17 protein-coding genes and 5 pseudogenes are annotated in these 24,093 nt (G+C 65.0%); 6 read left to right on the top strand and 16 right to left on the bottom strand.

From position 1 onward, the window contains the following. Positions 1-41: 41 nt before the first annotated feature. The 6 genes and pseudogenes from bamC to ACNANG_RS21110 form a co-directional block, all read right to left on the bottom strand. A pseudogene (gene bamC, locus ACNANG_RS21135) lies at positions 42-1,153 on the bottom strand (outer membrane protein assembly factor BamC). A gap of 152 nt (positions 1,154-1,305) precedes the next feature. Beyond that, positions 1,306-2,247: a 4-hydroxy-tetrahydrodipicolinate synthase gene (gene dapA, locus ACNANG_RS21130; RefSeq protein ID WP_420224653.1), complete on the bottom strand. Its 942-nt coding sequence runs from the start codon at positions 2,245-2,247 to the stop codon at positions 1,306-1,308. A gap of 123 nt (positions 2,248-2,370) precedes the next feature. Continuing rightward, positions 2,371-3,018: a site-2 protease family protein gene (locus ACNANG_RS21125; protein WP_420224652.1), complete on the bottom strand. Its 648-nt coding sequence runs from the start codon at positions 3,016-3,018 to the stop codon at positions 2,371-2,373. Between the two features lie 60 nt (positions 3,019-3,078). Beyond that, entirely contained in the window at positions 3,079-3,672 is a 594-nt protein-coding gene (locus ACNANG_RS21120) for an L-threonylcarbamoyladenylate synthase (protein ID WP_420227618.1), read from the bottom strand. An 89-nt stretch (positions 3,673-3,761) separates the two neighbouring features. Continuing rightward, positions 3,762-5,126: pseudogene (locus tag ACNANG_RS21115) on the bottom strand (tryptophan--tRNA ligase). Between the two features lie 180 nt (positions 5,127-5,306). Continuing rightward, entirely contained in the window at positions 5,307-6,776 is a 1,470-nt protein-coding gene (locus tag ACNANG_RS21110) for a hypothetical protein (protein ID WP_420224651.1), read from the bottom strand. 223 nt (positions 6,777-6,999) lie between these two features. On the opposite strand from ACNANG_RS21110, the gene ACNANG_RS21105 reads away from it, so the two are divergent. After that, entirely contained in the window at positions 7,000-7,224 is a 225-nt protein-coding gene (locus tag ACNANG_RS21105) for an RNA-binding S4 domain-containing protein (RefSeq protein WP_420224650.1), read from the top strand. A gap of 135 nt (positions 7,225-7,359) precedes the next feature. Here ACNANG_RS21105 and polA read toward each other — a convergent pair whose 3' ends face one another. Further along, entirely contained in the window at positions 7,360-10,080 is a 2,721-nt protein-coding gene (gene polA / locus ACNANG_RS21100) for a DNA polymerase I (RefSeq protein ID WP_420224649.1), read from the bottom strand. An 82-nt stretch (positions 10,081-10,162) separates the two neighbouring features. On the opposite strand from polA, the pseudogene ACNANG_RS21095 reads away from it, so the two are divergent. Then, positions 10,163-10,878 (top strand): annotated as a pseudogene (locus ACNANG_RS21095) (TIGR00730 family Rossman fold protein). Between the two features lie 52 nt (positions 10,879-10,930). On the opposite strand, the gene ACNANG_RS21090 reads toward ACNANG_RS21095, so the two are convergent. Continuing rightward, entirely contained in the window at positions 10,931-12,655 is a 1,725-nt protein-coding gene (locus ACNANG_RS21090) for an amidase family protein (RefSeq protein ID WP_420224648.1), read from the bottom strand. A gap of 413 nt (positions 12,656-13,068) precedes the next feature. Here ACNANG_RS21090 and ACNANG_RS21085 point away from each other — a divergent pair, with 413 nt between their 5' ends. The 4 genes from ACNANG_RS21085 to infA all read left to right on the top strand — a co-directional run bounded on the left by ACNANG_RS21085 (position 13,069) and on the right by infA (position 15,804). Beyond that, positions 13,069-14,037: a homoserine kinase gene (locus ACNANG_RS21085; protein ID WP_420224647.1), complete on the top strand. Its 969-nt coding sequence runs from the start codon at positions 13,069-13,071 to the stop codon at positions 14,035-14,037. 49 nt (positions 14,038-14,086) lie between these two features. Further along, a complete protein-coding gene (locus tag ACNANG_RS21080; protein ID WP_420224646.1) occupies positions 14,087-14,872 on the top strand; it encodes a BPSS1780 family membrane protein in 786 nt (261 codons plus the stop codon). 228 nt (positions 14,873-15,100) lie between these two features. Then, the gene (locus tag ACNANG_RS21075) at positions 15,101-15,304 is read left to right on the top strand and encodes a cold-shock protein (protein ID WP_179586448.1); all 204 of its coding nucleotides are present in this window, start codon (positions 15,101-15,103) and stop codon (positions 15,302-15,304) included. A gap of 236 nt (positions 15,305-15,540) precedes the next feature. After that, positions 15,541-15,804: a translation initiation factor IF-1 gene (gene infA / locus ACNANG_RS21070; RefSeq protein ID WP_420224645.1), complete on the top strand. Its 264-nt coding sequence runs from the start codon at positions 15,541-15,543 to the stop codon at positions 15,802-15,804. Positions 15,805-15,990: 186 nt separating this feature from the next. Here infA and ACNANG_RS21065 read toward each other — a convergent pair. The 8 genes and pseudogenes from ACNANG_RS21065 to andAd form a co-directional block, all read right to left on the bottom strand. Beyond that, positions 15,991-18,296, bottom strand: a pseudogene (locus ACNANG_RS21065) (UvrD-helicase domain-containing protein). Between the two features lie 88 nt (positions 18,297-18,384). Further along, entirely contained in the window at positions 18,385-19,101 is a 717-nt protein-coding gene (locus ACNANG_RS21060) for an ABC transporter ATP-binding protein (RefSeq protein ID WP_420224644.1), read from the bottom strand. Beyond that, the gene (locus tag ACNANG_RS21055) at positions 19,098-19,847 is read right to left on the bottom strand and encodes an ABC transporter ATP-binding protein (RefSeq protein WP_420224643.1); all 750 of its coding nucleotides are present in this window, start codon (positions 19,845-19,847) and stop codon (positions 19,098-19,100) included. Before ACNANG_RS21055 ends, ACNANG_RS21060 begins: the two co-directional genes overlap by 4 nt. Further along, on the bottom strand, positions 19,844-20,863 hold the full coding sequence (locus ACNANG_RS21050; RefSeq protein WP_420227617.1) for a branched-chain amino acid ABC transporter permease: 1,020 nt from the start codon (positions 20,861-20,863) through the stop codon (positions 19,844-19,846). The genes ACNANG_RS21055 and ACNANG_RS21050 overlap by 4 nt, the downstream gene beginning before the upstream one ends. Before the next feature lie 110 nt (positions 20,864-20,973). Further along, a pseudogene (locus tag ACNANG_RS21045) lies at positions 20,974-21,893 on the bottom strand (branched-chain amino acid ABC transporter permease). A 98-nt stretch (positions 21,894-21,991) separates the two neighbouring features. Beyond that, complete coding sequence (locus tag ACNANG_RS21040; RefSeq protein ID WP_420227616.1) at positions 21,992-23,158, bottom strand: ABC transporter substrate-binding protein; 1,167 nt, start codon at positions 23,156-23,158, stop codon at positions 21,992-21,994. A gap of 91 nt (positions 23,159-23,249) precedes the next feature. Beyond that, positions 23,250-23,588: a non-heme iron oxygenase ferredoxin subunit gene (locus ACNANG_RS21035; protein ID WP_420224642.1), complete on the bottom strand. Its 339-nt coding sequence runs from the start codon at positions 23,586-23,588 to the stop codon at positions 23,250-23,252. An 18-nt stretch (positions 23,589-23,606) separates the two neighbouring features. Then, positions 23,607-24,080, bottom strand: coding sequence for an anthranilate 1,2-dioxygenase small subunit AndAd (gene andAd, locus ACNANG_RS21030; protein WP_420224641.1), 474 nt, complete (start codon positions 24,078-24,080; stop codon positions 23,607-23,609). Between the last annotated feature and the right edge of the window lie 13 nt (positions 24,081-24,093).

The following is a 24,093-nucleotide window of genomic DNA, read 5'->3' as shown; positions in this document are numbered from 1 at the left end:
CCCGTCCAGCCCCTGGCGGCCCGTTGCGGACTGCCTGTGCATCACTTCAGTTGATCACCCAGCACGGTCAGGATGCGACGGCCGGTGGCGCTGTTTTCCGGCGCGCCCTGGCTGTTCAACACGGTGACCTGGGTCTGCTCGCCCGCCGAAGCCAGCTTCACGCGGAACTGCGGACGCGTTTCGGTCGTGTCACGCTTGAAGAGGCGGCTGAAGAAGCCCGGCTTTTCGGTCGTGTTGACGGCGTCGGTATCCACATAGCGGACGAAATACGTGCCTTCGGCGCGGTTGCGGTCCTCCACCGTGAAGCCTCCACGATCGAGCGCAAGGCCCACACGGCGCCAGGCCCGGTCGAACGATTCATTGACCTGCAGCGCGCCGCTAGGCGTGACCGTCAACAGGCGGGGGCCTGAGCCGGATCATTGACCGGGGCAGCTTGCGCGACGGCAGTCTTGGCGCGATCGGTGTCGCTGCCCAGCCGGACCATCAGGCGGCTCAGGAATTCCGCTTCCAGGCCGGGATCATTCGGACGCGCCGTCCAGATGGTCTGGGTCTTTTCGCTGCCGGTCAGCTCTTCCACCGCGCCGCGATGGCTGATGTAGATTTCGGTGCCGCTGCCCGAACGTTCCAGGCGGGTGCGGTACATGTCGCGCTCGCCAGTCGACCACAGGCCGTCGAACACCTTGCCCACCGTGCGGCGGATGAAGTCCTGCGGAATCTTGGCGCGGTTTTCGGCCCAGTCCGTTTCCATCACGCCGGCCTGCGGCAAGTCTTCGCGGATCAGGAAGCCGTTGTCCTGCCAAAACTGGCGAACGATCGGATAAAGCTGTTCAGGCGGACGGTTTTCAACGACCAGCCAACGCTGCGCGCCCGCGCGTTCCACCCGCATGTCCGACCGGGCCGGCAGCACGGCGGTCGCCGCTGGCGCCGTCGCGGCGGGCTTGGCCGAGGAATAGCTTGAGAACGTGGTGCTGGCCGGGCCGGCCGGCAACTGGTAGCGCGTGTCTTGCGGCAATTGCGTCAGATCGGGCGGCACTTCGAGCTTGGCGTTCTTGTTCGGCTGCGACGCGCTCTTGTAGTCGATCGATTCTTCTTTGCCCAGCAGCTGGTTGACCGTGCTGCATCCGGTGAACAGGACGCACAGGGTAAGCAGCATGGGCAACACTGCCAGGCGTGGCAGATGGGGTCGAACAGCATTCATTTGGATCGTAACTCCTGAAACCGCCGGCCTGTCAGAGGCGTGGCGGGTCATCCGGTAAAAGAGGTCGGCGCCCGGGCGCACAGGCGCTGGCGCGGGAGGCGGGCACCTTAGATACGGATGTCCGCCGCCGACAGCGCCTCACGGACAGCGGCATGGTACTGCGAACTGAACTCGACCAGCGGCAGGCGGTAGCCGAGTGCGGAACGTCCCATCTGGGCGAGCGCCCACTTGACGGGGATGGGATTGGGTTCCAGGAACAGGTTCTTGTTCAACAGCGCGAGGCGCTTGTTGATCGCGCGCGCCCGGGCGGCATCGCCGGCCAGCGCCGCGGCACACAGTTCCTGCATCAGCCGCGGCGCAACGTTGGCCGTGACGGAAATATTTCCCTTCGCGCCCATCAGGATCAAGGCGGCGGCGGTGGGGTCATCGCCGCTGTACACGGCGAACGAGTCCGGCAGCTGGCTGAGCAGCAGCGCGCCACGGCCGATGTCGCCGGTCGCGTCCTTCAGGCCGATGATGCCGGGCACCTGCGCAAGGCGCAGCGTGGCGTCATGACCCAGGTCCGCGCCGGTGCGCCCGGGGACGTTGTACAGGATCATGGGCAGGTCCACCGCTTCGGCGATGGTCTTGAAATGCTGGTACAGCCCTTCCTGCGTCGGCCGGTTGTAATAAGGCACGACGGACAGGCTGGCGTCGGCGCCCACTTCGGCGGCGTACCGGGTCAATTCGATGGCTTCGGCGGTGGAATTGGCGCCGGCGCCGGCAATGACGGGCGCGCGGCCGGCCACGTGCTCGACCGACAGGCGGATCATTTCGGCGTGCTCGTCAACCGAAATGGTGGGCGATTCGCCAGTGGTGCCGACGACCACGAAACCATTGGTGCCTTCGGCCAGGTGCCAGTCGATCAAGGCTTTGTACGCGGCGATGTCGAGCGCGCCATCGGGCGACATGGGCGTGACGATGGCAACGATGCTGCCTGCGATCTGACCTTGGACGGGAGCGCCGGGCGCCGTGGCGCGCGCGGAAGATGCCGAAGAATTGGTGGACATACGTGGTGGGGTCGGCCAGTTGGCGGAAGACGGAAAATCGTTCAAGTGTACCGGATTAGCGGGCTCGCGCGACCGCTGGCCTATCAGGCAATCCAGGCACGGAAAAGTTCACGGGCGCCCGGTCTACAGGAACAGTTTGATGATCGCATCGCCAACACCCAGGATGGGCGACACCAGGAAGGTCAGCAGATTCGTGACCAGCAGCACGATCAGGATCACCATGCCGTACGGCTCGATCCGGGAATATTGATAGGCCAGCCTGTCGGGCAACAGGCTGAACACGATGCGCCCGCCATCCAGCGGCGGAATCGGCAGCAGGTTCAGCGCCATCAGCATCAGGTTGACCTGGATACCCGCGACGGCCATGGCCATGAAGAACTCTTCGGTCATGCCGGTGGCGATCATCAGCTTCAGGCTGACCGCCCAGATGATGGCCATGACCAGATTGATCCCCGGCCCGGCCGCCGCCACCCACAGCATGTCGCGCTTCGGGCGGCGCAGCCGGCCGAAATCGACAGGCACGGGCTTGGCCCAGCCGAACAGCAGGCCGCCGAAACCGAACAGCTTGCTGGTCAGCAGGATGACCGCCGGCACGAGCAGCGTGCCGACCGGATCGATGTGCTTGATGGGATTGAGGGTGACCCGTCCGGCGGCATAGGCCGTGTTGTCGCCGAACATGCGGGCCACGTAACCATGGGCCGCTTCGTGCAGGGTGATCGCGAAAATCAGCGGGATCGCGTAGATCGCGATCGTTTGAATGACAGATTCCATGCGGCATTGTATGCGGCGGCGCGGCCGCGCGCCTCCGCCGGGTGGATCAGTACCGATCCGTCACGCGACGTCGACCCGGATCCCCAGTGCCGCCGGATCGCCCCGCCCGATCCGCACCACGACAGGCTGGTCGTCGGTCAAGTCGATCACGGTCGTGGCCTGGTGGGGACAGGCGCCCCCGTCGATCACGGCGGCCAGCTGACGCTCGTAGCGTTCGCGGATCTGCTCGGCGTCGTTCAGCGGTTCGGTCTCGCCATCGGGAATCAGCGTGGTCGAGATGAGCGGCGCGCCTACCTCTTCCAGCAGCGCCAGGGTGATGGCATTGTCGGGAATACGGATGCCGATTGTCTTGCGCGACGGGTGCGACAGGCGCCGCGGCACTTCCTTGGTCGCTTCCAGGATGAAGGTGAACGGTCCCGGCGTGCCGGTCTTCAACAGACGGTACTGGCGATTGTCGACATGCGCCATTTGGCCGATCTCGGCCAGGTCGCGGCAGAGCAGCGTCAGGTGATGGCGGTCATCGACGCCGCGCAGGCGGCGCAGGCCGTCGGCGGCGTTCTTGTCGTCAAGGTGCGCCACCACGGCATAGCTGGAGTCGGTCGGAATGGCGACCAGGCCGCCGCTACGGATGAGGGCGGCGGCTTGCTTGAGCAGCCGGGCCTGCGGATTCTGGGGATGTACGGAAAAAACTGCGCCATGGCGGCTTTCCTGGTCAAAGAAGAGGGAGAGGGTCCGGCGGCGAATCAGCCCGCTGCAGCGAGGCCCCGCAATTCGGCCAGCAACTTGTCCCGCGATGCGTCACGGGCCTCGGGCGTGACAAACGGACCGCCGCGGGCGACCACATGGCCGTCCAGGCTCACGGTGTAGCCCAGTTCGTCCAGCAGCAAGTTTTCGGCCAGGTCGGGCTGGGCTTGCAGGTGCTTGATCGCCGCGCCCGCCGTCTGCGCGTCAGCGTAGGTGTCCGACAGCAGCAGGGCCTCGCCATCGGCCGCCACGAAGCGGAACCGGAAGGTGCCGTCCGTTTCGCGGAAGCTGATGAACCTGGCCTGCCTGGCGGCTTTCTTTTGCCCGCCTTGGCAGCGGCGCCGCCCCGGCCCGCATCGAGCCGAGTCCTACCGCATCGCGCAGCGTGGCCATGAACGGACGCGCCAGTTCACGCGCCTTGTGCGCACCAGCCAGCAGAATGTCGTCAATGTCGTCAGGGCGCGCGATCAGGGCTTCGTAGCGCTCGCGCATGGGGGCGATGTCGCGTTCCAGACGGTCGAACAACGCGGCCTTGGCGTCGCCCCAGCCCATGCCGTCTTCCAGCTGCTGGCGGAACGCCGCCGATTCCTCGTCAGACGCGAAGGCGCGGAAGATCGTGTAAAGCTGGCTGGTCTCCGGATCCTTGGGCTCGCCGGGCAGGCGCGAATCGGTCACCACCTTGCCGATCGTGTCCTTCAGCAGCTTGCGCCCCCCTCGAACAGGGGAATGGTGTTGTTGTAGCTCTTGGACATCTTGCGGCCGTCCAGGCCGGGCAGCGTCGCGACCGAATCTTCGATCAGCGCTTCGGGCAGCGTGAACAATTCGCGGCCGTTGCCATACAGGTGGCTGAAACGCTGGGCGATGTCGCGCGCCATTTCAATGTGCTGGATCTGGTCGCGGCCGACCGGTACTTTGTGGGCGCTGAACATCAGGATGTCCGCCGCCATCAGCACCGGGTACGAGAACAGGCCCATCGTGATGCCCGCGTCAGGCTCCAGATTCTCGGCCACGTTCTGGTCCACCGAGGCCTTGTACGCGTGCGCGCGGTTCATCAGGCCCTTGCCGGTCACGCAGGTAAGCAGCCAGCACAGTTCCGCAATCTCAGGGATGTCGGACTGGCGATAGAAGGTGACGCGTTCAGGATCCAGCCCCGCCGCCAGCCAGGTGGCGGCAATGGCCAGGCGCGAGGACTGCAGTCGTTCCGGTTCGCCGCACTTGATCAGCGCGTGATAGTCGGCAAGAAACAGGAAGGCATCGGCATCGGGCGCCCTGCTGGCCTCGATCGCCGGGCGGATCGCGCCCACGTAATTGCCAAGGTGAGGAATGCCGGTCGTGGTCACGCCGGTCAGAATGCGGGTTCTCATTATCGGGGGCAGGCGGCAGCTGTAGGACAGACAGGGAGTTTACCGCCACCGCGGGGGCCTCGCCCGGGCAACGCCCAGGTAGTCACGCAAAAACGGCCGCACGAGGCGGCCGTTGATTTGCGCCAGGTGTACCTGGCAGGCGGAACGACCCGGGAAGGGTCAGTCAGCCTGGCGCAGGCATCAGGCCAGCAGGTTCTGACTGGGCGCGCCCGTCAGGGTATCCGGACCGGTGCCGCCACTGGCGCCGTTGCCGCCCGTGCTGTCGCTGCCGGCGCCGGACGCTGCGTCGCTTGCCGTGCTTCCTTCATTGGCTGAAGGCGACGCGGTGGCGGGACTGCCGGACGTGTCACCCGCGGACGCCGACCCACGCTTCTTGGCCGGCGCTTTTCTCGCGCTGCTGCGTTTCGCTGGCGCGGTCTTGGCGGCCGCACCTGAATCGGCGGCGGAATCCCGCGCATCTCGGAGGCTGGTGTTCAGGATGTCAGGCAGGTCCGGCAGCTTGGCGGCCGCTTCATCGGTGGGACTGCGCGATGTCTTGGACGGACGGCTGCCGCCCTTGCGCGCGGCGGCGGTCTTGCCCGCAGCGCCGGTGGCCGACGACTTGCCGCCCCTGCGCGCGCCAGCGGTCTTGCCCGCGGCGCCCGTGGCGGAAGACGTGCCGCCCTTGCGCGCGCCAGCGGTCTTGCCCGCGGCGCCTGTGGCGGAAGACGTGCCGCCCTTGCGCGCGCCAGCGGTCTTGCCCGCAGCGCCGGTAGAAGACGACTTGCCTGCCGACTTGCTGGCGGATTTACTGGCCGACTTGCTTGCCGATTTGCTCGCTGGCTTGCCAGCAGACTTGCTGGCTGTCTTGCCCGCCGATTTGCCGGCCGTTTTGCTGGCTGACCCGGAAGCTGAATCCGATCCCGCCGTCGACTTCCTTGCCGCCGACTTGTTAGCCGAAGACTTCTTCGCGGACGACTTCTTGGCTGAAGTCTTCTTCGCAGCGGATGCCGACGATCCGGTCGCCGATGCTGCTGAAGAAGACTTTGAGGCCGAAGACCTGGAGGCCGAAGACTTGGAAGCTGAAGACTTCGATGCGGCCGACTTGGACGCAGACGATGTCTTCGCCGCGGTCTTGCTGCTCTTCTTGCCAGCCTTGCGGCCCGCTGGGGCATCCGACGCCGAATCATCCGCAGCGGACGACTTCCTGGCCGACTTCTTTGCAGCGGTCTTTCCACCTGCCGTCCTGCCACCTGCCGTCTTGCCAGCCGACTTCTTCGCCACCGCGGTGCGGCTGGACGACTTGGCCGCCGACTTGCTCGCCGCCTTTTCGGCTGCGGCGTGCTCGCGATCTTCCGCGGCCTCGATCTGCGTCAGTCGCGCCTCGAAACGCGTCACGGCTTCCGCAAGGATTTCTTCCTTCATTCGCGTGCGCTCGTTGCCTTCGCCCTGCGCACCGGATTTCGCGCCGGTCGAACCGCGCAGCGCCACGCGCTGACGGCGATACAGGTCGCGGTATTTGTCGCGCAGCTTGCGGGCGCGCTCAAGGTGACCGCGCAGCGCGGACTTGCTGTGATTCTTGATATCGCCGCTGCGGCCGGCGTCGAACAGCGCCAGCTCGGGCGCGGTCAGTAATTTTTTGCATCGTTGCGTTGGTAGGCCATCCGGCATCCCTCCTGTTCAACTGATAGATGAAGGTGTCTCCCGACACGTCCTCAATCTATCAGCCGCCAGCACGCGCGCGGTGGTTGCGCTCAATGCAAAGCGAGAGCGATCGCAACAAGCGGTGACGCGGCGCCGAGGCAGTCCAGGCCCCATCTGCATCCGCCGACACCGTGGCGCGACGGCCACTGGCCTCATAATGACGCCTTCCGTGCAACCGAAGATCCCGACCATGCAAGCACTTCAATTTACCCTGACCCGGGAGTTCATTCCCCTCTGTGATCTGCTCAAAGCCACGGGCGTGGCCGATTCCGGAGGGATGGGCAAGGCCATGGTGGCCGATGGCCTGGTGAAGGTCGACGGGCAGGTCGAACTGCGCAAAACCTGCAAGATCCGGGCGGATCAGATCGTCGAATTGGACGACGTACGCATCCATGTACTGTCCGCCGAGGCTTAAGAAGCGTAACAGCTGAACGCGCCGCGGCACGCAACGCGCAGTCCGCGCCGCGCCGCTTCTGGCATCGCGCCAGCGAACCACCAGGGCAGCATCGGCGCGTTGCCAAGGCGCAGTCCGCGCCGCGTCAAGGCGACGTCAGTGCGCCTGTTCCCAGTTCTTTCCGACGCCGGTTTCGGCGACCAGCGGCACCTTCAGATCGGCGACGCCGCACATCAGGGCCGGCAGCCGTTCACGCATCACCTCGACTTCGGCCTCGGGCACTTCGACGACCAGTTCGTCATGGACCTGCATCACGATGCGCGAACGCATGCCGGAAGCGTCCAGCCAGTCCTGCACGGCCACCATCGCCAGCTTGATCAGGTCGGCCGCCGTGCCCTGCATCGGCGCGTTGATGGCCGCGCGTTCGGCGGCCTGGCGACGCGGTCCGCTGCCGCCGTTGATCTCGGGCAGCCACAGGCGCCGGCCAAATACGGTCTCGACATAACCGCGTTCGTGCGCCCGCGCGCGCGTTTCATCCATATAGCGCGCCACGCCCGGATAGCGGGTGAAGTAGCGGTCGATATAGTGCTTGGCCGCATCCCGTTCGATGCCCAGATTCGCGGCCAGCCCGAACGCGCTCATGCCGTAGATCAGGCCGAAGTTGATCACCTTGGCGTAACGGCGCTGCTCGGAACTGACTTCGTCCAGCTTCGCGGAAAAGATTTCGGACGCGGTGGCGCGGTGGATGTCTTCGCCCGCGGCAAACGCCTTGAGCAGGCTTTCGTCGCCCGAGATGTGCGCCATGATGCGCAGCTCGATCTGCGAATAGTCGGCCGATACGATCACGTTGCCCTCGTCCGCCACGAAGGCCTCGCGCACGCGGCGCCCTTCCACCGTGCGGACGGGAATGTTCTGCAGGTTGGGATCGCTCGACGCCAGACGTCCGGTCACCACCGCGGCCTGCGCATAACGCGTGTGCACCCGGCGGGTGTCCAGGTTGACCATCTTGGGCAGCTTGTCGGTATACGTGCCCTTGAGCTTGGACAGACTGCGATACGTCAGCAACGCCTTGGGCAGCGGAAAGTCCTCGGCCAGCTTGGACAGCACGTCCTCGTCGGTGGACGGCGCGCCGCTGGCCGTCTTCTTCACGACAGGCAGCTTCAACTTGTCGAACAGGATCTCACCCAATTGTTTCGGTGAGTTCAGGTTGAAGGGCTGGCCCGCCAGTTCATAGGCGCGCTGTTCCAGCGTCATCAATTCCTGACCGATCACGTGGCTTTGCCGCGCCAGCTCGTCACTGTCGATGCTGACGCCGTTGCGCTCGATCACGGTGAGCACCCGCGACACGGGCATCTCGATCGCATAGACGGTCTTGAGTTTGTCGTCGGCCTCGATCTTCGGCAAGAGCACGTTGTGCAGTTGCAGCGTGAAGTCCGCGTCTTCGGCCGCGTAATGCGAGGCCGCATCGATGGCCACTTCGTCAAAGCAGATCTGCTTGGCGCCCTTGCCGCACAGCTCTTCATATTGCACGCCGCTGCGGCCCAGCCAGCGCTGCGCGAGATCGGCCAGGCCGACTCCGCGGTGCGATTCCAGCACATAGGCCTGCAGCATGGTGTCGTGCTTCACGCCGCGCAAGCTGACGTCCGCGTTGGCAAACACGTGTGTGTCGTACTTGGCGTTGTGCAGCAGCTTGGGCGCATCGGCGTTTTCGAGCCAGGGCTTGAGCCGGGCCAGCACCTCGTCGAGCGGCAACTGGTCGGGCACCCCGCCATAACGGTGCGCCACGGGGATGTAGCAGGCCAGGCCCGGCGCCGTCGCGATCGAAATGCCCACCAGCTTCGCCTGCATTTCGACCAGCGAATTGGTTTCGGTATCCAGGGCGACCAGCTCGGCGGCTTCGATGCGGGCAAGCCATTTGTCGAAGGTCGGCCAGTCCATCACGGTGTCGTACTCGACCGTCTCGGGCGCAGCCGGCAGGTCCGTCTGCACCCGCGAGTCGCCTTCCGGCACCCGCTGCGCATCGCCGGTGATCTCGCGCACCCAGGTACGGAAGCCGTAGCGTTCGTACAGGGTTTCGAGCGTGTCGCGTTCGACCGGTCGCGGACGCAGCGACTCCAGATCGGGAATTTCCTTGGCCAGATCGCAGTCGGTGCGGATCGTGATCAGCTTGCGGGTCAGCTCGAAATTGGGGATGGCCGCGCGCAGATTGTTGCCCGCCACGCCTTTCACGGTATCGGCCTGGCGGATCAGCTCGTCCAGCGAGCCATACTGCGTGATCCATTTGGCCGCCGTCTTGGGGCCGACTTTTTCGACGCCGGGTACGTTGTCGACCGTATCGCCGATCAGCATCAGGTAGTCCACGATGCGCTCGGGCGGCACGCCGAACTTCGCGATCACGCCGTTGATATCCAGCGTCTCGGCGCTCATGGTGTTGACCAGCGTGACGTGATCATTGACCAGTTGGGCCATGTCCTTGTCGCCGGTGGAGACGATGGATTTGACGCCCTGCCTGGCCGCCATGGTCGTCAACGTCCCGATCACGTCGTCGGCTTCGACGCCTTCGATCGAGATCACCGGCCAGCCCATGGCGCGGACCGACGCCAGGATGGGCTCGACCTGGCGGGCAAGGTCATCCGGCATGGACGCCCGAGTCGCCTTGTACTCCGGATACATATCGTCGCGGAAGGTTCTGCCCTTGGCGTCGAAAATGCAGGCGATATAGTCTGCCTTATGATCGTTCAACGCTCGACGCAACATATTGAGCACGCCATACAGGGCGCCGGTCGGCTCGCCCTGCGCGTTGCGCAAGTCGGGAAGGGCATGAAACGCGCGGTACAAGTAACTCGAACCGTCGACCAACAGCAACGTCTTGATCATGATCAAACACACAGAAATTCAAACAGGCGAAGAAAGTCCAGACACCAAAGACCCGCGGGTCGAGGCAAAGAACACACGGCGGATACCGGGGTTGCGCGATGTCGTGAACGCTGAACGCGCCACGGCAACCAAGGCGCGGGAGTCGTGGCATCTGCTGGGGATTATGTCAGAGTTCTTCGAGGCGTCTGAACGACTGGCCCAGATCCGCCCGGCGGTAAGCATCTTCGGCAGTGCCCGGATCAAGAGCGATTCCCCCCTGTATGAAAAGACCGAGAAGATCGCGCGGCTGTTGTCCGACGCCGGCTTTTCCGTCATTTCGGGCGGCGGGCCTGGCATCATGGAAGCGGCCAACAAGGGGGCGTACGAAGGCGCCAGCCCCAGCGTCGGCCTGAACATCGAATTGCCCTTCGAGCAGAACCACAATCCGTGGCAGAACATCAGCCTGTCGTTCCGCCACTTCTTTCCGCGCAAGGTTGCCTTCGTCAAGTACGCATCGGCCTATGTGGTGCTGCCCGGGGGTTTGGCACGCTGGATGAGCTGTTCGAGGCGCTGACCCTGGTGCAGACCACTCAAAGCCGCCGCATGCCCATCATCTTGGTGGGCAGTGAATTCTGGGCGGGCTTGCTGGACTGGATCCGCGCGCAGCCGCTGGCGCAAAAGCTGGTGTCTGTCGGCGATCCCGACTTGCTGCAGGTGATCGACGATCCGCAAGAGATCGTCGATGCCATTTTCGACTTCTATCAGGCCGAAGGTTTTACGCAGTCGCCCGGCGAACGCGAACGACTGCTCAACCTGTGACCGAGACGCGGCCGGGGACACTTGCTGGCCCGGCCCGCGGTTAGGCCTCCGGTCAGCCCTGCGGCGCCGCCATCAGTTCCGGCGTGGTCGTGGGCGGGCGGCGCTTCTTGGCCGTCTGCTGCCAGCCGTAGCCGATCTTGAACAGGGTGGGCTCGTCGAATTCCCGCGCCAGCATTTCCAGGCCAACCGGCTGGGCCGGCGTCGTGGCGCCCACCGGCGTTGCGAAACCCGCCACGATGGTCATCGCCGGAAAGCCGCTGTACGGGCTCAGGCGGTTGTTGCTGCCTGAATTGGGCGAACTGCCTACGGCCGTGTTCAAGCCCTGCAGTACCGGATACACCAGCACATCGAATGGCGTGCCGCCGTTGTTGCCCAGCGCCTTGGTCACCCGGGTAATGACGACGTTGTCCCGTTCGCCACTGGTGTAGGTCAGGTAGGCTGGCTTGCTCTCCTTGTTGGTTCCGTTCGCCCGATAGCCTTCGAAGCTGTTCACGAACGTGGGTTCCAGCGTGGATAACAGGGTGGAGACTTCGTCGTACGAACGCGGATGCCCGTCACCTGTCGACGGCCACGACAGCAGGTACTCGGTCAGGTTGTCCTTGAATTCGTAGCCCGACAGGCTGGGGTAGCCCAGCACCGTGGCGCGGTCGTCCAGATCGATGTCCTGCAGCACCGCGCCCGCCGCGGCCATGTCGGTCAGCGCGGAATTCAGGGCATCCAGAAACGGCTGATTCGCTGCCGTGGCCGCCGGGAACATGCTGCGCACCACCCCGATCCGCGCGCCGCGCAGGCCATCGGCCCGCAAGGAAGCGGTGTAGGTCGTCGGCACCTTGGTCGCGGCGGCATACGCGCCGGCGTTGGGGAACAGCGGCGCGTTGTAGATCTTGGCCGCGCGCTGACCGCTTCCGGCGGAGGGATCGAAGCCCACCATGGCGTCGAGCAGCACGGCGCAGTCTTCCACGGTCCGGCACATGGGGCCGGCCGAGTCCTGCGCGTGGGCCAGCGGCACGATGCCGTCCTGGCTGACCAGCCGCAGGCTGGGGCGGATGCCGATCAGGGCTTCCAGTGCCGACGGCACCCGCACCGACCCGCCGGTATCGGTTCCCAGGCCGACCATGGCAAAGCTGGCCGCGATCGACGTGCCGGTGCCCGACGAGGATCCGCCCGGCCCCTTGGTCGGGTCATAGGCATTTTTGGCCTGCCCGCCCACGGCCGACCGGCCGACGAAACCGAAGGCATATTCGTCCAGGTTGGCCTTGCCCAGAATGATGGCGCCCGCCGCGCGGATCTTGCGGATCGTGTAGGCATCGTCGGGCGGCTGATTGTTGGCCAACGCCAGCGAGCCCGCCGTCGTCTTCATGTCGAAGGTGTCGAAGTTGTCCTTGGCAAGCACCGGGACGCAATGCATCGGACCGGTGAAGTTCTGGGTGCCAAAGAACGCGGCATCGAGCTTGTCGGCCTCGGCCAGCGCGTTCGGGTTGATCGCGATCACGCTGCGCAGCGCCGGACTGGCCGGAAAGGCGACGCTGGGCTCCTTGTCATAGGCATTGATGCGGGCGATATAGCCCTGCACGACGTCGCGGCAGGAAAGCTGCCCCTGTTTCATGGCGGCATGCATGCCGGCAATGGTCGCCTCGACCAGCGGGAACGGGGCGCGGTTCGGGTTGAGCCGGATCACGGTGTCCTGGTCACTGCCGCCGCACGAGGCAAGAATGGCGCACACGATCGTGCTGCTGGCGAACACGCCCAGCGGCCGCAGCTTGATGCTCACAGTCATGGAAGTCCTTGAAGGTGCGCCGCGAGTCGGCCGAACGGCCGGATCCCCGCCAGCCCTGCATGAAGGGCTGCCCGCGGCACCCTGCAACGAGCACGATCCATGCCAAATTTCGCGGTCGCGCAGGCGCGCAAGGCTGCCCACCGCCATCCAGAGTGCCAACGCGCATACATGCCTGGGAACGGCCGCTTCGGGCCGCCGGTCGAACCGTCCGGGCCCGACACCGCGAGGCCGCCCGTCCGGCATCGAACGCGGCGCGGCACTCCGCCGCCGCACCACCGCCGCCCGACGCCGCACGATCCGCGTGCTCCGCTCCCTTTATTAGTGCGTCGCGGCGCCCCCGCCACATGCCGCGCCAAGGGTTGCGGCTAGAATGCTGCCAAGCACCGCATTCCGACCTTCTTCACAGATTATCCATGGCCGTCTTCACCCCCGTCGATGAAGCTGACGCCCGTTCGTTGCTCCAGCGCTTTTCGCTTGGCGAGCTTCGATCGCTGCGCGGCATCTCATCCGGCATCGAAAATACCAACTATTTCCTGTCGACGACCACGGGCGAATACGTCCTGACGCTGTTCGAGCGGCTGACGCACGCGCAGCTGCCCTTCTACATCGACCTGATGAGTCACCTGGCCGAACATCAGGTGCCGGTGCCGCACCCGCAGGCCACGCACGACGGCGCGCGCATCACCGAACTGCACGGCAAGCCCAGCGCGATCGTGACGCGGCTGCCCGGCCAATGCCAGATGCAGCCAGGCGCGGTGCATAACGCCCTGGTGGGCGGCACCCTGGCGCGCATGCACCTGGCCGGCCAGGATTTCACGATAGACCAGCCCAACCTGCTGGGCGTGGAATGGTGGGCGAAAACGGCGCCGATCGTGGCGCCGTATCTGTCCGCAGACGTCGCCGACATGCTGCGCGACGAAGTCGCCGCGCAGGTCGCCGCGGCGGCCGCCGACGCCCAGCGCAGCCTGCCGTCCGGCCCGGCGCACTGCGACCTCTTCCGCGACAACGTCCTGTTCGCCGGCACGCCCGACGCGCCCGAACTGGGCGGCTTCATCGATTTCTACTTTGCCGGCTGCGACACGTGGCTGTTCGACGTGGCGGTCTGCGTCAACGATTGGGCAATCGACCACGCCACCGGCGAGATCCGCGCCGACCTGGCCGAGGCCTTTCTGGCCGCCTACGCCGCCGAGCGTCCGTTCACCGACCAGGAACGCGCCGCCTGGCCCCTGATGCTGCGCGCCGCGGCGCTGCGCTTCTGGATGTCCCGGCTGTTCGACTTCTACCTGCCCCGTCCGGCCCAGACCCTGACGCCGCACGATCCCACCCATTTCGAGCGCATCCTGCGGCTGCGCCGCGCGCACACTCCCCTGGTCCTGCCTTGATGACATTCGTTTTTGCCGCCATGCCTTCCCGAGCAACAGGGGACGCGTGATGCAAGCCGCCTCCTTGCCCATGAGCGCCGGCTGGCACTGGGTCCGTGATGGATTCGGCCTGTTCAAGCGACAACCGATCGCCATGTTCACCTGGGCGCTGACCATCGGTTTCCTGGTGCTCGTCGCCACCATGATCCCGCCGATCGGCCCCCTGCTTTTCGTCACGCTGATGCCGGTGGTCACGGTGATGACGCTGGTCGCCTGCCGTCAGATCCTGGCCGGCAAGGCCGTCATGCCGCTGCGGCTGTTCCTGATCCTGAAGACACCGGGCCTGGCCAAGCGCCTGTTCGGCATGGGCGCCGTGTATGTGGTGATCGTGTTGCTGGCGGGCATGGTCGCCTTCCTGCCCTTCATGGACACCCTGCGCGACGCCCTGCAGGGCGTGACCGACGACGACCTGTCGCCTGTCCTGGTCGCCATGCGCACGCCGATCATCCTGTTCGCCATCTTCTACGTGAGCGTGGCGGCCATGTTCTGGCACGCGCCGGTGCTGGTCGCGTGGCACAACCTGAGCCTGCGCAAGGCGCTGTTCTTTTCGGCCGTGGCCTGCTGGCGCAACAAGGGCGCATTCATCGTCTATGGGCTGGTCTGGTTCGGCGCCGTGGCGGGGCTGGAACTGCTGGGCGGCCTGCTTGAAGGCATCGGTTTGCCACAAGGGGTGGCGGGCCTGGTGCAGATGCCGCTGAACTTCTTCGCGGCCGCGGTGCTGTACTGCAGCTTCTATCCGGCGTACGAAAGCGTCTTTGGCGAGCCGGACACGCCCGAAGCACAGCAAATGATTTGACCAGAGTCCAAATAACCCGTATAAAGATAGCGCACGATTTTCAAGTTACGAGTTGCTGTACAAATTGGTAAGCCTGCGGTGGCGGGTTGATTGAACCCTGGTGGTCATTCCCTTGCGGTCATCCACCCGCTGCTGGCTCAGGCAATGCTTAGGTTGTCCATTGTCTCTACCCTTGATGGTCTTGCATTCAAGAGCAGTAACCCCACAATGTATTAAGGATTAGAAATAATGGAAACCGGTACCGTCAAATGGTTTAACGACGCCAAGGGCTTTGGTTTTATCACGGCTGATGCAGGCGGCGACGATCTGTTTGCGCACTTCTCGGAAATCCGCACGGAAGGCTTCAAGTCCCTCCAAGAAAACCAGAAGGTCAGCTTTCAAGTGACCACCGGCCCGAAGGGTCGTCAGGCTTCCAATATCCAGCCTCTGTAATTTCTATTGCAGAAAGCCCCTTCCGGGGTTTTTTGGCGATGGGGCAACTTTGTTGCCCCATTTGTCGTTTCCGCGACAAAGCTTCCGCAGTACTCTTAGAGCATACCGCTCGCGCTCCCCGTACTTCGCCTCTTGTTGGGTGCCGATGGCGTCGGATAGCGTCGATCGTGTCGAGTTCCGATCGCGGAGCTCACGCGTAATTTCTTGCATCCTGGCGATGCATCGGAGAATCACATATGGCTAAAGAAGACCTTATTGAAATGGAAGGCGTCGTTGCCGAAGTGCTTCCGTCCACCAGCTTCCGGGTCACCCTGGAAAACGGCATGGAAGTCGCGGCCTACGCCTCGGGCAAGATGCGCAAGCACCGGATCCGTATCCTGGCCGGCGACAAGGTGACGATGGAACTGTCGCCCTACGACCTGACCAAGGGACGCATCAGCTTCCGCCACAAGGACGAGCGTACCGGTCCCCCAAGCACGCCACGTCCGCCGCGGCGCTAAGCGGGCCGGGCACGCCTGGCCTGCCCTAGCCCCCTGTCGCGCCGTGCTGTTTTGTTGCCGGCACGTGCCCGACCGAAGTTGCTGAATCGTTAGCGTGCGCTGCCAGACGCGCGTTGGCCGACTCCGGGATCCTGTTTCCGGAAAGCCGACCGCCGCGACGGCCGCCGCGCTGGATTCACCCGGCCATCAGACCGGATCCAGCTTGGCTACGCCCAGCGCAAGGGTCTTTGTGCCCGAACCGCTAAAGTTGATCTGCACCTGGGCGTCCTGCCCGGTCCCCTGCAGGTGAACGATCACCCCTTCCCCGAACCGGGGATGCGTCACGCTTTGCCCCACCATGAACGTCTTTCCATTGACCTCGACGCCGGCTTGCGCTGTACGTCGGCTGGAATACGTCTCGTTGGATCCGACGTAGGCGTGCACGTCCTTGCCCCGGCTGCGGCCCATGCTGACGCCATCGGCCGAGTCGTTGTCGATCCATGCCGATGACCTGCCCCACGCCGGCGCCGTGTCCATGCCTTTGGCCAGCCCCATCTTGGGCGTGAGCCATTTCAGGGACGCTTCGGGCACTTCGGTCAGGAAGCGCGACCGCATGTGATAGCGCGTCTGGCCGTGCAGCATGCGGGTCTGCGAAAAGCTCATGTACAGCCGCTCGCGCGCCCGCGTAATGGCCACGTACATCAGGCGGCGTTCTTCTTCCAGTCCGGCGGGTTCGAGAATGCTGTTCTCGTGCGGGAACAGGCCCTCTTCCATGCCCGAGATGAACACGGCTTCGAACTCCAGGCCCTTGGCGGCATGCACTGTCATCAGCTGCACGGCGTCCTGGCCCAAGCTGGCCTGGTTGTCGCCGGCTTCCAGCGCGGCATGCGACAGGAAGGCCGCCAGCGGCGACGGCAATACCTGGCCGGTCTCGGGCAGGGTCGTGGACAGCGCGCCGGCGTCGTCGGCGGCATAGCCGTCCTCGGACGCGAACGCCGCTGCCGCGTTGACCAGTTCGCGCAAGTTCTCGATGCGCTCGGTCCCTTCCTTTTCGGTCTGGTAGTGCGCGATGAGGCCACTAGCCTCGATCACGTGCTCGACGATCTCATGCAAGGGCAGGTTCTGGGTTTCGAAGCGCATGCGATCGACCAGCGCCGCAAACTGCGCCAGGTTGTTGCCGCCCCGCCCTGCCACATGGCCCACCGCCGAATACAGGCTGATGGCGTGGGTGCGGGCGATGTCGGCCTGCTGTTCCAGCGTACGCGCGCCGATGCCCCGCGTCGGAAAGTTCACGACGCGCATCCACGCGGTGTCCTCGTGCGGATTTTCCATCAGCCGCAGGTAGGCCAGCGCGTGCTTGATTTCCTGGCGTTCGAAAAAGCGCAGGCCGCCATACACCTTGTAGGGCACGTGGGCCGAGAACAGCGCATGTTCCAGCACGCGCGACTGGGCGTTGCTGCGGTACAGGATGGCGATCTGGCTGCGCAGGCGCCCATCGTTGACAAGCGAGCGGATCTCCTCGACCACCCACTGCGCCTCCTGCTGGTCGGACATGGCCTCGTACACGCGGATCGGTTCGCCGTGGCCGCGGTCCGTCCACAGATTCTTGCCCAGCCGGCCCGAGTTGTTGCGGATCAGCATGTTGGCCGCGTCCAGGATGTGGCCGTAGGAACGGTAGTTCTGTTCCAGGCGGATCACCTGCTCCGCCGCGAAATCGCGCTCGAATTCGGCCATGTTGCCGACGTTGGCGCCGCGAAAGGCATAGATGGATTGGTCGTCGTCGCCAACGGCGAAGACGGCGGCGCCCCCACCCGCCAGCAGGGTCAGCCAGCGGTACTGCAGGCGGTTCGTGTCCTGGAACTCGTCCACCAGGATGTGGCGGAAGCGGTGCTGGTAGTGCTCGCGGATCGGGGCATTGCGCGACAGCAATTCATAGCTGCGCAGCAGCAGTTCCGAAAAGTCGACCACGCCTTCGCGCTGGCACTGCGCGTCATACATGCCGTACAGCTCGGCCAGCTGGCGGTTGAAGTTGTCGTTGGCTTCGACGTCAGTGTGGCGCAGGCCCTCTTCCTTGGACCCGTTGATGAATTGCTGCACCTGGCGCGGCGGGAATTTTTCGTCATCGATGCCGGCGCCCTTGAGCATCCGCTTGATCGACGACAGCTGATCGGCGGTATCCAGGATCTGGAAGGTCTGCGGCAGGCCCGCATCGCGGTGATGCGCCCGCAGCATGCGATTGCACAGCCCGTGAAAGGTGCCGATCCACATGCCGCGCGTATTGATCGGCAGCATGGACGTCATCCGCGTCAGCATTTCGCGGGCCGCCTTGTTGGTGAAGGTCACCGCCATCAGGCCGTGGGGGCTGACCTGTCCCGTCTGGATGAGCCAGGCCATGCGCGTCGTCAACACACGCGTCTTGCCGCTGCCCGCTCCGGCCAGCACCAGGGCGTGGTGGGTCGGATCTAGCGTGATGGCGGCAAGCTGGGGGGATTGAGGTTGTCGAGCAAGGACATGGGCGGTCTTTCACAAAACGGAATAGCGGCAGGCAGTCTAGCACTTACCCTTGCCCCACCCCGCCTGCCCTGGCGCGCCGGTGATTGCCTACACCCCCATGTACCGTGTCCACAGGCTGCGGTCGGCTGCCAGGTCGGGCGACGATCCGGTCCACACCACGTTGCCCCGTTCCAGGATCACGTGGCGGTCGGCAAATTCCACCAGCCGTTCCACGTATTTGTCGACGATCAGGGTGGTCTGGCCGGCTGCTTTCAGTTGCGTCAGGCAGCGCCAGATTTCGTCGCGGATGACCGGGGCCAGGCCTTCCGTGGCCTCGTCCAGGATCAGCAGCCGAGGATTGGTGGACAGGGCGCGGCCGATCGCCAGCATCTGCTGCTCACCGCCCGACAGTTGGTTGCCCAGGTTCTGCGCACGTTCCTTCAAGCGCGGGAACAGGCCATAGATGCGGTCCAGCGTCCATTCGTCCTTGCGGCCATTGCGGTTGTCGGCGAAGGCCACCAGATGCTCCCGCACGCTCAGGTTCGGAAAGCACTGACGGCCTTCGGGCACGATGGCCATGCCCAGCCGCGCGATGGCGTCGGGACGCATGCCGCGGGTCGGCTTGCCGGTGAAATGGATGTCGCCCCCCTGAGGCGCCAGGGACCCCACCAGGGTCTTGATGGTGGTGCTCTTGCCCATGCCGTTGCGGCCAAGCAGGGTGACGACCTCGCCCTCGCGGATGTCGAAATCAATGCCGAACAGCACCTGGCTGGCGCCGTAGCCGGCTTCCAGGCCACGGCAGGACAACAATGGGTTGGCGGTCATGCGTGTGTCTCCGTGCCCAGATACACCCGTTGGACTTCCGGGTTGGACTTGATGGCGGCGGCCGTGCCGGACGTCAGCACCTTGCCGTACACCAGCACCGTTACGCGGTCGGCCAGCTGGAACACGGCATCCATGTCGTGTTCGATCAGCAGGATCGCCATCTCGGTGCGCAGGCTGCGGATCAGGTCGATCATGCGGGCGGATTCGTCCTGTCCCATGCCGGCCATGGGCTCGTCCAGCAGCAGCAGCTTGGGGCGGGCGGCCAGCGCGAGCGCCACGTCCAGCTTGCGCTGCCCGCCATGCGGCAAGGCGCCTGCCACGTGGTCGAATTCGTGCTGCAGACCGACCCGTTCGGCCAGGGCCATGGCAGTGTCGAGCAATAGGGTGTCGTGCTCGCGGTTGCCCATGAAGCGGAAGCTGCTTCCGCTGTGCGCCTGGGCGGCCAGCAGCAGATTGTCGCGCACCGAGGCATCCCGGAAAATGCTGGTGACCTGAAAACACCGCGACAGCCCGGCACGCACCCGCTGGTTGGAACGCAGGCGCGTCAGGTCCACGCCGTCCAGTTCCAGGCGGCCCGCGTCGACCTCCAACAGGCCCGAGATCAGGTTGACCAGCGTGGACTTGCCCGCGCCGTTCGGACCGATCAGGGCGTGCACTTCGTTGGGGCCGACATCCAGGTCGACATGGTCGGTGGCGGTCAGCCCACCGAACCGTTTGACCAGGCCTTGGGCTTGGAACAGGCTCATGAGGTCACCTTGGAGGAAGCTGCGGAGCCAGGCGCCGCGGGGGAAGGCGCGGATGACGCCGGCGTGCCGCGCGTGAACGTCCGTCGGGTCCGGACGTCGGCCAGGGCGGCAATGCCGCGCGGCGCGAAAAACACCAGGAAGATCAGCAGCGCGCCCAGCGGCCAATGCCAGTATTCGGTGTAGCCGCGAAATAGCTCTTCCAGCGCGATCCACACGCCGGCGCCGATCGGACCGCCCCAGCGGCGGCCCACGCCCCCTAGCAGCACCATCACGATCATGGTGGCCGACTGGGTCCAGTTGATGACCGATGGACTCACGAAACTGTTGTGCGTGACCAGCAAGGCGCCCGCCAGACCCGCCAAGGCCCCGGCGATCACGAATGCCACCAGCTGGATGGCGAACACCGGGTAGCCCAGCGCCAGCATCCGGGTTTCGTTGTCGCGCGTGCCGACCAGGGCATGGCCGAAGCGTGACCGGGTGATACGGTTCAGTCCGGCGAACAGAATGGCGACGATTGCCAGCACCACCCAGTACAGGGTCGCGTCGTTGGCGCTGTCCAGCCCGAAGCCCAGGGCCGGCCGTTGGGGCAGGTTGTAGCCGTCGTCACCGCCATAGGCGTTGACCGAGACCGACACGTAATAGATCATTTGCGCGAACGCCAGCGTGATCATGATGAAGTAGGCGCCGCGCGTACGCAGCGACACCAGTCCCACCAGCGCCGACACCAGGCCAGCCACCACGGCAGCCGCGCCCCACATGGCCCAGGCCGAGGTCATGCCGGCGTCGGACATGGCGACCAGGGTGTAGGCGCCAACGCCGATGAAACCTGCCTGGCCCAGCGCCACCATGCCGCCATAACCCAGAATGAAATTCAGGCCTGCCACGGCCAGCATGAAGATCAGGGCCCGGCGCACGAATCCCACGTAATAGTCCTGGCCCAGCGCCGGCGCGATCCAGGGCAAGGCGATCAGCACGGCCAGCAGCAGCCAGGGTCCGATCCTGAGCAGGCCCGACATGAACGGACGGGTATCGCGCGGCGCGGCAGGGGCGGCGCGCGGCGCAGATGCGGCGGGGGCGGATGCCGCGGGGGTCGCCACGGGAGGAATGACAGTCGACATGATGCTCCTCAGGCTCGGGCGGGAAACAGGCCGGCGGGCTTGAACGCGAGCACGCCCGCCATCAGCGCGTAGATCGCGATGCCGGTCAGCGCCGGCGCCAGGTCGGCGGCAATACTGGGCGGCAGCGTGGCGCGCAGCATGGGCGGCAGGAAGGCGCGGCCGGCAATGTCGACCAGCCCCACCAGCATGCTGGCAATGAAGACGCCGCGGATCGACCCGATTCCACCGATCACGATCACGACCAGCGCGGGGATCAGGATGGCTTCCCCCATGCCGATCTCGACCGCCGAGATCGGCCCCATCAACGCTCCCGCCACGGCGGCCAGCCCCGCGCCCAGCAGAAACACCCAGGTAAAAATGCCCCGTACGCGCACGCCCATCAGCTCCGCCATCTTGCGGTTGGATGCGCCCGCGCGCACCAGCATGCCGACGCGTGTGTGATTGACCAGCAGGTACAGGCCCAGCGCGATGGCCAGCCCCGCCCCCAGAATGACCAGGCGATATGAGGGATACGGGAGGTCGGGCAGGATCTGCACCGGGTTGGTCAGCCCGGCGGGCGTCGGCGCCATCAGGGAGAGGGCCCCCAGATCGCCTTGACCACGTCATCGGCAATCAGAATCACGCCAAACGTCGCCATCACCTGCGCCAGGTGATCGCGGCCATACAGGCGCCGCACCAGCAGCAATTCGAGCAGCAGCGCCACCAGCAGGGTCACCGCCACGGCGGCCAGCACGGCGGCAATGAAACTTTGGGTCTGAGTGTGGACCGTGGCGGCCACGTAGCCGCCCGCCATGAACAGCGACCCGTGCGCCAGGTTCATGGTGTCCATGATGCCGAACACCAGCGTCAGACCGGCCGCGAGCAGGAACAGCATGAAGCCGTAGCCCAGGCCGTTGAGCAATTGCTCAATGACAAATATCGAATCCATATGGTTCTGTATCCCGGATTGAAGCAGCCCTGCGAACGGAAAGGGATGCCGCCGAGGGCGCCGCGGCGCCCTGGGAAGCATCCCCCTCGTGTCGACCCTTACATCATCTTGCAGGCGTCGTGATAGGAGTCCTGGTACTTCTCGAGCACCTTGCCCAGCGTCTTGTTGGTAATGACGCCCTGCGCATCCTTGCCGATCAGGCGGACGTAATAGTCCTGGATGGGATAGTGGTTGTTGCCGTAGGTGTACTTGCCCCGGATCGACGCGTAGTTCGCCGCCTTGATCGCCTTGACCAGGGCCGGACGATCGGCCACCTTGCCGCCCACGTCGCGCACCGCGCCGTCCATGCCCATGATCACGTCGAAGGCCTGTGCGGCATAGATCGAGGGATAGCGCTTGTACTTTTCGCGGAACTTGGCCACGAAGGTCTTGTTTGCCGGAATGTCCAGGTCGTGCGCCCACAGCGCGGTATTGAACAGGCCCAGCATCGGCTCGCCCACGGCCTGGATGATGTCTTCGTCGCCCGAGAACGCAGGCGCGATCAGCGTGATGTCTTTCGACAGGCCGGCGGCCACGAACTGCTTGATGAAGTTGATGCCCATCGCGCCCGGCAGGAAAAAGTACAGCGAGTCGGGCTTGGTGGAACGCAGCTGGGCCAGCTCGGCCGAGTAGTCCAGCTGACCCAGCTTGGTGTAGATCTCGTCAGCCACGGCGCCCGTGTAGCGGCGCTTGAAGCCGGTCAGACCGTCCTTGCCGGCCGGGTAGTTCGGCGCGATCAGCACCGTCTTCTTGAAGTTCTTGTCGGACGCGAACTTGCCGGCGGATTCATGCGCGGTGTCGTTCTGGTACGTGCCAAAGAAATAGGCATTGCATTGGGCGCCGGCGTACTGGCTGGGGCCCGGATTGCTGGAAATGTACGGCACCTTGGCGGCGAACAGCGCGGGGCCGACGGCCAGCGCCACGTTCGATCCGGTCGGGCCGGTGAACAGGTCGATCTTGTCGCGCTGGATCCAGCGTTCCACCAGCTGGCGGGCCTGGTCGGGGTTGCCCGCCATGTCGGTCTGCAGGAACTCGGCAGGCTGTCCGCCAAGCTTGTTGCCCAGCATGTCGATCGCCAGGTTGAAGCCGTCGCGCTGTTCGGCGCCGGTGGCGGCGAACGGGCCGGAAATGTCGAGCGCAAGGCCGACCTTGATCGGCGCGGCCGAGGCGGCAGCGGTGGCCGTGGCCAGGCCAAGGGTCGCGCAAGCAAGGGCCAGACGCTTCATGACGAGTGCGTGTTCGAACATCGCGGGTGCTCCGAAAGGATGGGGACTGCGGAAAGGGAAGAACGAAAGCGGCGTGTTTCAGGTCGCGCCGTCAGGCGGCCTTACCGACCTGGACCCGGCCGTCAACCACCCGGACAGGAAACACCTTGACGGCCTTGGTCACCGGCTCGCTCATGGGCTCGCCCGTGCGAATCGCAAACTTGCCCTGGTGCAGCGGGCACTCGATACAGTCGTCTTCGATGAAACCATCGGACAGCTTGGTGCGGCCGTGGGTGCACTTGTCACGCAGGGCGTACAGGTCATCCCCGATACGGAACAGTGCGATCTCGATGCCGTCGGCCACGACAGGGGCCACGTCGCCGTCCTGGAAATCGGCGGGGGCGCCCACGTCGAACCATTCGGCGGCGTCTTGGGAAGGCTGGGCAGACATGGTGGATTCCGTCATGGGTCAGATCGGTGTGGCAAGCAGGGTCTGCACGCGCGACGTGTCGAAGACCGCGCTCTTGCGCTTGTATTTCCAGCCTTCGCCGGTGCGCACCACGACGTCCTTGTAGACGCCGGCCTGGTACACGAAGGACTCGCCATTGCCGCGGGTCTGCACCACGACATAGTTGGATGTCGTTTCCACCGTATCGGCGTCGATCTGCGTGATCTGCATGCCCGATGTCATGTGGCGATAGGTGTGCTCTTCATAGATGTTGGCGTGGCGCAGCGACAGCACGCGGTCGCGCAGCATGCGCTGGCTGTCGCAACAGATCACGCCGATCTTGAGCCCCATGTCGGCGTTTTCCTTCGGGATGATTTCGTAGAAGCAGTCTTCCACGAACAACGCAGGCCACTCTTCAAGCCGGTCGTTGTCCAGGACGCTCACGTACCGTTCCTGCAGACTGTGCATCTCGAACCACAACAGCATTTTTTCCATCGTTCTCACCTGT

The organism is Pigmentiphaga litoralis, from assembly GCF_048632615.1.
In the GTDB taxonomy this organism is placed as follows: Bacteria; Pseudomonadota; Gammaproteobacteria; order Burkholderiales; family Burkholderiaceae_B; genus Pigmentiphaga; species Pigmentiphaga litoralis_B.
Note: the sequence above shows the minus strand (reverse complement) of the source record. Positions and strands in the feature narration are given on the sequence as shown.